Below are 9,035 nucleotides of genomic sequence, written 5' to 3' on the forward strand. Positions count from 1 at the left end.
ATGGCCTAAGGGTGTGCCCGGCTTTCAAACCCTCCCCCGATGATCAGTCGGAGACTATCTCCTCTTTCGAGGAGGAGTCGAGATACAAGGGTGTGCTGTGCGCACCAAGCGCTTGATCTGATAGCGCAACGGTGCGCATAGCACACCCTACAAAAGCCAGCTATTCCTCGCGTTTTTCGGGGAGCAGGAAACGCGCTATCAGCGGCAAGTGATCGGAAATTCGCAACGTATCCACCTGCCGCACATTGGCCGCCACGCGCTCGAGCATCGGGCTGTGGAACAGGTAGTCGAGGGTGCGGTCTGGCCCGCTCACCTGCGGGTCGTTGGGGAAGTGGGTGTACCACGCCGCCTGATCGGCGCCGCTGGCTTCTTTCAAACTGGGAATCATCGGGTACTTGCGCGCCAGTACTTGCAGCTCGGTATCGGCCTGGTACCAGCTGCGCTGGCGGTCCGAGAGTCGCTGAAATTGCCCCGGCGGCAGCAGGTTGAAGTCACCGCCAATGACCCACGGTGTTTTCGCTTCGTTCAAGGCCTGCAACTGCTGGTCGATCATCGCCACCTGGCGTTGCATGGTGTCATCGCCCTGGGCGAACGCATCCAGGTGCGTGTTGATCACCGCCAGTTGACCGCCGCCGCGAATCGGCAGGTAGTTCACCAGCAACGCGCGCTTGAGGTTGAACTGACGGGTGAGTGGGTCGGCCGGTGGTTGCGGCAATTGCAGGCGCTCGGCCTGGCTGATGCGAAAGCGGCTCAAGGTACCGAGCTTCATGCCCACGCTGCCGCGAATTTTCGGGTGCGGCACAAAGTCGGCCTTCCAATAGAACGCCTGGCTGCTGCACGGGTACAGGTCGGCCAGGCGCTCTTGCAGCAGCGCCAGCTGGTTCTGGTAGTCGGTGGCTTTGGTGTTCTCGTGCAGTTCCTGCAGCAGCACGATATCGGGTTGCTCATCGCGCAGAATGCGCACCACTTCGTCTAGGCTGTACGCCAGGTCTGCCGCGGTGGGGCGGGTGTCGGGGCCGCTGCCGTCGGCCAGGTCGTACCAGAACACATAGCGCTTGCCGGCCAGGTACTGCACGTTCCAGGTCATCACCTTGAGCGCCTGGCCAGGTTGCAGAGTAGGGGTCTGTACATCGCAGCTCAGCGGCGCCGCTTCGCGGTCTGCCGGGTGCCACGTGATGCTGTACACCAGCACAGCAAGGGCAACGCCAAGGAGCACAAGAAGTAGCAGGATTTTGCGAAGCGGGTGCGCGCGAAACAAAGGCATGGGCAGGGCCAAGTGGCAGAAAGGTGCGAGCCGGAGCATAACCGAGCCCGGCGATTTAGCCCAAATGCAGCGCGGCATCTAGCGAATGTCACAGTCGGGCCTGTAGATTACCGCGCAGTTGTACGACCTCTTGCGCGCATCCAGGCAGGTCGGTAGCCGATTAAGGACGATAAATGCGTTGGTCTGTGCTGTTGATCACCCTGCTGTGTCAGTTCGCCTTCGCCGACGAGCACGCGCCATTGCGGGTGATGACTGACCTGTGGCCGCCGTTTCGCATGGAAGATTCGCAGGGCAATCTGGTCGGCCTGGACATCGACGTGCTCAACGAAATCGGCCGCCGCAGCGGCCTGCGCTTCGCCATCAAACGGGCGCCGTGGGCGCGCGGGCTGGCTGACCTGCAACAAGGCCGCGCCGACCTGATGATTGGCCTGGCAAAAACTCCCGATCGCGAGCAATACATCCAATACCTGCCGCGTCCGTACTACGCCTGCGCACCGCGCTTTTACACCGCCGCCGGCGAGGCCGAACAGTTGCAGAGCTATGCAGACCTGAAAGACAAGGTAGTGGGCTACGTGCACGAGTCGGCGTACTTCCAGCCCTTCGACTCCGACAGCACCTTGCTCAAGCGTGGGGTGAACAATGAGCAGCAGCTGTTGCAAATGCTATTGCGCGGGCGCCTTAACGCGGTGATCGGCACCGACTGCCAGGTGGATTTCGAATTGCTGCAACCGCAGTACGCCAAGCGTATTGCCAAGGCGCAGTATCTGCCCGATGCGCATACGCAGTTGTTTATCGGGTTCTCTCGGGCCAGCGCCCGTTTGCATGAGGAGACGCTGGTGACAACGGCGTTGCAGCAACTGCTTGAAGAAGGCTGGATCAAGCGCCAGGCTCAGCGCTATCAGGCCCAGCGCTAAAAACTACGGCGCTCGCCAGGTTTTCAAAAGCCGATTAAGACGCGGGTTGCTCGCCGCTGGGCTCCACGTAGATTTCATACAACGACGTCGCCTCCCAGTAGGTGGCCTCGATCTTGTGGCCGTCCAGATCGCGAACAAAGCAGCCGTAATACTGCTCGCCGTAGTGCGGGCGTGGCCCCGGCGGCCCATCGCCGCTGGCGCCCGCCGACAGGGCGGCCGCGTAGAAGGCATCAACAGACACCTTGTCGTGTGCCACAAAGCCAATATGGGTGCCATTGCCGACGCTGGCGGGTTGGCCGTCGATGGGCGTTTGCACCCAGAACTCCGGGTACATGCGCCCGTACGCCACCGCGCCTGGGTGCTCCATCACCCGCTTGCAGCCCAGGGTGGCGAGCACACGGTCGTAGAACGCCAGCGCGCGTTCGAAGTGGTTAGTGCCGATGGAAAGGTGGGAAAGGATGCTGGGATTGGCATCAGCCATGAATCAGGCTCCGGAAAAGGCTTCCCCTGAGCCTAGCTGGAAATCAGCCGTGCGCCGTTTCGTCGGCAATCACCATAAACAGACGAAAGCCCACCACGCTGGAAAACAGGGCTACAAAGCTGGTGCCCGTCTGAATCAGAAAAACCACCAGCGCCTCGCTCATCTGCACCTCTTCTTCGCCGGCAACGCCAAAGCTGACCGCCTGCAATACCCACAGCGGCACCACCACCAACATGGTGCACAGCAACACGCGTAAAAAGTGGCCATTGGTCATGTTGAAGCTGTCGCGCATGGCGGCCAGGGGCGAGGCGCTACGTACCACCAACAGGTATTCGGCGAATGCCAGTTTGACCAGCACATAAATGCCCGGCAGCAGCATCAACTTGGCGCCCAGCAGAAACAGCAGGTTGGTGAGTGCGGTCAGTACGGCAAAGCGCGGCCATATGCGCAGGGTCAATGGCAGCACATTGGCCAGCGGCGGCGTGTCGCCACTGCTGCGGGCCGCCATGTAAATGATCAGGGCGCCGGTGTACAGCGGGTACATCGCCATGGTGATCAGCATGCTGTAGATCGGCGAGTGGTCGCTGGTGCTCACACAAAACAGCACGGTTTGCGCCAGGCTCTCGAGCATGATCAGCGGCAAACAGATACGGGTAATCGCCCCCAGGTTACGGGTGAAGAAGTAAAAGGCGTCGCGAATAATGGGTAATGGATTCATCAGGGGTCACGGCTGCAAAAGCAAGGGCGCCACTTTAGCCCAAGGGCGGCTGGGCTCCAACGGGCCGATTGTGGCGACCGGTTAGCACATTGCGGCGGCTATTCATGACACGCTGATGGCATACTGCCCACTATTGGGCAGCCCCAGGAGTCAGGCTGGTGAAAAGAATCGCCGTGTTCGCCGATGTGCAGAACCTTTATTACACCGTGCGCCAGGCCCATGGTTGTCATTTCAACTACGCCGCCCTGTGGGCCGATATCACCCAGCACGGGCAGATCGTCGAGGCCTACGCCTACGCGATTGACCGTGGCGACCCCAAGCAGCAGCAATTCCAGCAGATCCTGCGCAACCTGGGGTTTACCGTAAAACTCAAACCCTATATCCAGCGCAGCGACGGCTCGGCCAAGGGTGACTGGGACGTGGGCATTACCATCGACATCATGGACGCTGCCCAGCGCGTGGACAGCGTGGTGCTGGCCTCCGGCGATGGCGACTTCGATATGTTGCTGGACAAGGTGCGCAGCTACGGCACCGAAGCGGTGGCCTACGGGGTGCCGGGCTTGACGGCGCAGTCGCTGGTGCGCGCCGCCAGTCGTTATGTACCCATTGAGGGCGCGCTGCTACTGCGCTAACTCGCGCCCTTGCTCCCCTCGTCCCCGCGAAGGCGGGGATCCAGCCTCTGCGGCCAATCGCGTTTTCCTCACCCATTCTGGATTCCCGTCCGCGCAAGAATGAAGGTGTTGGGGCCTATGGTCGCGTTAGCTCGACGTGCGCTGTTACCCTACGCGCTTTCCCGCCGTACTCGAGATCCCCCGTGGAACCCATCGCTGTCATCGACTTTGAAACCACTGGCATGTCCCCTGGCCAGAATTGCCGCGCCACTGAAATTGCTGCGGTGATTGTCGAGGACGGGCGCATTGTCGGCCGCTACCAGAGCCTGATGAAAACCGGCGTATGGGTGCCGCCCTTTATCGAAAGCCTCACCGGTATCAGCAACGCGATGCTGCGTAATGCGCCGCCGGCGGCCGAAGTGATGGAAGCGGTGGCCGAGTTTGTCGGCGCCATTCCCCTGGTGGCGCACAACGCCTCGTTCGACCAGAAGTTCTGGGACGCCGAGCTCGGCCTGATCAAACGCCAGCGCGTGCAATCGTTCGCCTGCTCCATGCTGCTGGCGCGCCGTTTACTGCCCCAGGCGCCGAACCACAAACTCGGCACGCTCAACAGCTGGGCGCGCCTGCCTGTCACCGGCAAGGCTCACCGGGCCATGGCCGATGCGGAAATGGCGGCCAACCTCACTCTGTTTATGGCCGGCACGCTGCGAGAGCAACACGGTATCCAGAGCATCTCCCACAACCTGCTGTGCCGACTGCAGAAAGTGCCGGCGAAAAAGATCAGCGAAGCCCTCCAGCTGGCGCGCCATGGTTGAGTGAGCGGCGAACAAGGTAAACTGCCGGCCTTCCTCGAAACACCCGGGTTACCTGTTATGACTTTCGCCACCCTTGGCCTGATCGAACCCTTGCTGCGCGCTCTGCAAGAGCTCGATTACAAAACCCCGTCGCCGATTCAGGCCCAGGCCATTCCGGCAGTGCTGGCCGGCCGCGACCTGATGGCCGCCGCCCAAACCGGCACCGGTAAAACCGCCGGCTTCGCCCTGCCGCTGTTGCAGCGCCTCACGCTTGAAGGCCCGCAGGTTGCCAGCAACTCGGTGCGTGCGCTGGTGCTGTGCCCCACCCGCGAGCTGGCCGAGCAAGTGCACGAAAGCATTCGCGTGTATGGCCAGCACCTGCCACTGACCACCTATGCGGTGTACGGCGGCGTGAGCATCAACCCGCAGATGATGAAACTGCGCAAAGGCGTCGACATTCTGGTGGCCACCCCGGGACGCCTGCTCGACCTGTTCCGCCAGAACGCAGTGAAGTTCAACCAACTGCAAACCCTGATTCTCGACGAAGCCGACCGCATGCTCGACCTGGGCTTCTCCGAAGAGCTGCGTGACATCTACGCCGCGCTGCCCAAAAAACGCCAGACGCTGTTGTTCTCGGCTACCTTTTCCGAGGCCATTCGCACGCTCGCCGGCAACACCCTGAACGACCCGCTGAGCATCGAAGTCAGCCCGCGCAACGTCGCGGCCAGCAGCGTCAAACAGTGGATTATCCCGGTCGATAAAAAGCGTAAGTCCGAGCTATTTATTCACCTGCTGAAAAAACAGCGTTGGGGCCAGGTGCTGGTGTTCGCCAAGACCCGCAATGGCGTAGATGAGCTGTGCGAGAAGCTGCAAGCCCTGGGCATCAACGCCGACGGCATCCACGGCGACAAACCCCAGGCTACCCGCCAGCGCGCGCTGGACCGTTTCAAAACCCGCGAGATCCAGATTCTGGTCGCCACCGACGTCGCCGCGCGCGGTCTGGATATCGACGACCTGCCGCTGGTAGTCAACTTCGACCTGCCCATCGTGGCCGAAGACTACGTGCACCGCATCGGCCGTACCGGCCGTGCCGGCAATAGCGGTCAGGCCATTTCGCTGGTGTGCGCCGATGAAGTGCAACTGCTGTCGGCCATTGAAGTGCTTACCCGCCAGACCTTGCAGCGCAGCGAAGAGCAAGACTTCGAACCCGAGCACCGGGTGCCGATGACCGACCCGAGCGGGCAAGTGCTGAAAAAGCCGAAGAAACCGAAAAAGCCGAAAACCGGCGGCGGTGGCGGCAAAAGTAAGACCCTGGGCAAATGGACCGAGAGTGCCGAGCCGCTGGAAGCGCCGGTGAAGGCCATTCGCAAGGTGCCCAGTTTTAATACGGGGCCGCGGAAGAAAAAGTAAGGTCGCGTCCGGAGTCTTTGTTCGGCGGCAGATTCTGGATTCCTGCCTGCGCAGGAATGACGGAGGTGTTTGCAGGTTCTCCGTCATGGCCGAGCAGGCGGAGGTCCGACGATTCGGGAACCAGAATCCAGACGGCTCACGCGGTCACGACGCGTTCTTATGCACCGCCGCCTCAGTCGCGTCGTAAATCACTACGCAAATATGTTCAACCTGCCCACTGCTGGTCGCCAGCGGCAGCAGGGTGACGTTCTGGTACATAAAGTCGGCGCGGCCGGTGATGGGCTGGTAGTTCTTGAAGTGCACCAGGTACGGCCGCTGTTCCCACAGACTGAAGGCGCGGGTGCCGAGGGTGACCACCGTGTCGACCTTGCGCCGGAACCAGGCCTCGTCAATCTCCTTGAATAACTCGAATAACGACTTGCCGTGCACCTCGTCCGGGCCCAGACCGGAGTGGTTTTCCATAAAGCTGTTGAACACTTCCACCCGGTATTGGCGATCGAGCACGATCACGCCTACATCGATGCATTGCACGATATCCAGCAGCCAGTGAACCTCTTTGATGTCGATCTGCGCAGGCATAGGGCTGGGTCTCAGTTCATCAGATAATTGATTTTGTAGGTCAGGCGCTGGATCGAGTCTTCGGTGAACAGCAGCAGCAAATCAAAATGCACGTCGTGGCCTTCCAGGCTGTAGCTGATCTCCACGGCCAGGGTTTTGCGCCAGCGCTGTTTATTCACCGTGATCAGGCTTTCGATGGAGCTGTGCAGCCCCAACAACTGCGGGTGGCCCTGGGAAAACCGCACGTCGATCTGCTCGGAAATGCCGCTCAAACAGGCGCCGATCAGAATGCTCGCCAAATCCAGCAGCATCTCCGACACATCACGCTCGTCCTTGGGCTGCCACTTGAACAGGCGGCCGATATCGGCGATTTCTGAGTCGTGGAACAGCAGCAATGCCTCACCGGCAATGCCGTCGCCGATAAAACCTTGGCACAACGCGCTGTAACGTTCGCCGCGCTGGGCATCGGCCAGGGTCATATGCAGCTCGCTGACCTCGAAGATATTCACACTGGGCACCGGCAGCTCGACAAACACTCCCAGCACCTTGGCCAGCAACGCGGCAGCGCGCCCCATGGCGACGTTGGTGATTTCGCGCAGCGCATCGCGGAAATTTACCTTCAGTTCGAACGCCGGGCGCAGCGGTACATCGTCAGGCTTGGCAGGCTGACCGAGCAGGTTCAGGCGTTCGAGGGTCTGGCGCAGAATGTCCGGTTCGGCCGGTTTCTTGATAAAGGCCAGGGCGCCGAGCTCCAGCACCCGGCGCATGGCTTCTTCCTGCACGTCACCGGAAACCACCACCACTTTGGCGGCCAGGCCTTCGGTGCGCAGGGCGGCGAGCACCTCGTAGCCATCCATCACCGGCATGGTCAGGTCCAGCAGCACCACCTGGCCAAGGCCCTGGCGAATCGCCTGCATGGCCTCCTGACCGTGGGTAGCCTGGGTAATGGACACCGGCCAATCCGCAGGCAAGGAGCGGATCAACTGCTTGCGCGCCATCATGGAGTCGTCGCAGACCAACAGAGCAATCACTATCGCGTTACCACCGTGACCAGAAGAATGAGCGGCCGGCAAACCGGCCGAATGGGAGAAAGCATAGTCGTCAGCTCTGGTTGACGCTCACCAGCGCCAAGACGTTACCGCGAGTGACGTTTACTGGTGCTGGGCGAGCCAGGCTGGTGCAGGGGCAATGGCGAAAAAAGCGCAGAAGGCGCCTGGCCGGGGGTTTCAGGATAATGGCGCAAAACCTGCATTCTCGTTCGCTATTTTGAACATCTACAGTCTGGATACCCCACCTTTGCCCGATAGATCCAAGCCATGCGCCACAAGGACCTGAAACACTGGACCGCCGGTTTCGCCCATTTGCTCAGTCTGCCGAACGGCCGCCCGCGCTTGCTTGGGCTGAGTCAGTGGCTGAAACAGATCTGCGCGGTCGACCATTTCGTGCTGTTTGTCTACGAAGGCAACCACCGGCCGTTGGCGCTGTTCGACACCTTTGCCGCCGATAAACGCAAGATTTACGTCGACGACTATCAGGTGGGGCCGTATCTGCTCGACCCCTTCTACCTAGCCTGCACCCGCAACCAACCGCCGGGGCTGTGGCGCTTGCGCCAGTTCGCACCGGACCACTTTTACCTGGGCGAGTACTACCTCAATTACTACCAGCTCACGGGGTTGGCCGAAGAGGTGGCGTTTTTCGTCGACCTGGCCGACGGCGCCAAGGCCGTGCTGTCGTTGATGCGCAGCACCACCAGCCCAGCGTTCAGCCGCGATGAATTGCAGATGCTTGAATGCGCCGAGGCGGTGGTTATCGAAGTGGTGCGCGAGGCGTGGCAAGAGTGTCGGGTGCAGCGGCCGGCGCAAGATCTGGACCACAAGATTCGGGCGGCGTTTGATGGGTTTGGCGCCCATTCGCTGACGGCGCGGGAGCAGGAGATTGTGCAGTTGTTGTTGCGGGGGCACTCCAGTGCCTCGGTGGCCGAGCAACTGGAGATCAGCCCTGGGACGGTGAAGATCCATCGCAAGAATATTTACGCCAAGCTTGGGATTGGCAGTCAGGCGGAGTTGTTGGGGTTGTTTATTCGGGAGTTGGCGGGGTCCGAAGGTGGTGAAGAGTTGATGTTGAGGACGGGGTCGTAGCCAAGTTGTTGCGCTGAAAGTGGTGTTGGTATTCGTTATCGCGTCTACTGAGGGGGGTGTCAGAAATTTTGTGTTCGGGCATAACATGAGTAAGAGGTGCATGTATGCCGACCAAGAAGAAACCCGCGTTGCGAGAGCTGCCGAAAA

10 protein-coding genes are annotated in these 9,035 nt (G+C 60.8%); 5 read left to right on the forward strand and 5 right to left on the reverse strand.

What is annotated here, in order from left to right; genetic code table 11:
• Positions 1 to 160 precede the first annotated feature (160 nt).
• The gene (locus tag PKE98_RS26690) at positions 161 to 1,264 is read right to left on the reverse strand and encodes an endonuclease/exonuclease/phosphatase family protein (protein ID WP_271198524.1); all 1,104 of its coding nucleotides are present in this window, start codon (positions 1,262 to 1,264) and stop codon (positions 161 to 163) included.
• A gap of 173 nt (positions 1,265 to 1,437) precedes the next feature.
• Here PKE98_RS26690 and PKE98_RS26695 point away from each other — a divergent pair, with 173 nt between their 5' ends.
• The gene (locus PKE98_RS26695) at positions 1,438 to 2,178 is read left to right on the forward strand and encodes a substrate-binding periplasmic protein (RefSeq protein ID WP_271198525.1); all 741 of its coding nucleotides are present in this window, start codon (positions 1,438 to 1,440) and stop codon (positions 2,176 to 2,178) included.
• Positions 2,179 to 2,212: 34 nt separating this feature from the next.
• Here PKE98_RS26695 and PKE98_RS26700 read toward each other — a convergent pair whose 3' ends face one another.
• Positions 2,213 to 2,659: a VOC family protein gene (locus PKE98_RS26700; RefSeq protein WP_271198526.1), complete on the reverse strand. Its 447-nt coding sequence runs from the start codon at positions 2,657 to 2,659 to the stop codon at positions 2,213 to 2,215.
• A 43-nt stretch (positions 2,660 to 2,702) separates the two neighbouring features.
• Positions 2,703 to 3,377: a YciC family protein gene (locus PKE98_RS26705; protein ID WP_271198527.1), complete on the reverse strand. Its 675-nt coding sequence runs from the start codon at positions 3,375 to 3,377 to the stop codon at positions 2,703 to 2,705.
• Between the two features lie 158 nt (positions 3,378 to 3,535).
• Between PKE98_RS26705 and PKE98_RS26710 the strand changes: the two genes are divergently transcribed.
• The 3 genes from PKE98_RS26710 (at position 3,536) to rhlE1 (ending at position 6,192) form a co-directional block, all read left to right on the forward strand.
• Complete coding sequence (locus PKE98_RS26710; RefSeq protein ID WP_271198528.1) at positions 3,536 to 4,009, forward strand: NYN domain-containing protein; 474 nt, start codon at positions 3,536 to 3,538, stop codon at positions 4,007 to 4,009.
• Positions 4,010 to 4,191: 182 nt separating this feature from the next.
• On the forward strand, positions 4,192 to 4,803 hold the full coding sequence (locus PKE98_RS26715; RefSeq protein WP_271198529.1) for a 3'-5' exonuclease: 612 nt from the start codon (positions 4,192 to 4,194) through the stop codon (positions 4,801 to 4,803).
• Positions 4,804 to 4,860: 57 nt separating this feature from the next.
• A complete protein-coding gene (rhlE1, locus tag PKE98_RS26720) occupies positions 4,861 to 6,192 on the forward strand; it encodes an RNA helicase RhlE1 (RefSeq protein ID WP_271198530.1) in 1,332 nt (443 codons plus the stop codon).
• A gap of 144 nt (positions 6,193 to 6,336) precedes the next feature.
• On the opposite strand, the gene PKE98_RS26725 is transcribed toward rhlE1, so the two are convergent.
• Positions 6,337 to 6,771 (reverse strand): PAS domain-containing protein, encoded by a 435-nt coding sequence (locus PKE98_RS26725; RefSeq protein ID WP_271198531.1) that lies wholly within the window; start codon positions 6,769 to 6,771, stop codon positions 6,337 to 6,339.
• Positions 6,772 to 6,782: 11 nt separating this feature from the next.
• Positions 6,783 to 7,781: a response regulator gene (locus PKE98_RS26730; RefSeq protein ID WP_271198532.1), complete on the reverse strand. Its 999-nt coding sequence runs from the start codon at positions 7,779 to 7,781 to the stop codon at positions 6,783 to 6,785.
• Positions 7,782 to 8,066: 285 nt separating this feature from the next.
• On the opposite strand from PKE98_RS26730, the gene PKE98_RS26735 reads away from it, so the two are divergent.
• Entirely contained in the window at positions 8,067 to 8,888 is an 822-nt protein-coding gene (locus PKE98_RS26735) for a LuxR C-terminal-related transcriptional regulator (protein WP_271198533.1), read from the forward strand.
• The last annotated feature ends 147 nt before the right edge of the window (positions 8,889 to 9,035 follow it).

The organism is Pseudomonas turukhanskensis (assembly GCF_027922365.1).
Classification (GTDB): Bacteria; Pseudomonadota; Gammaproteobacteria; order Pseudomonadales; family Pseudomonadaceae; genus Aquipseudomonas; species Aquipseudomonas turukhanskensis.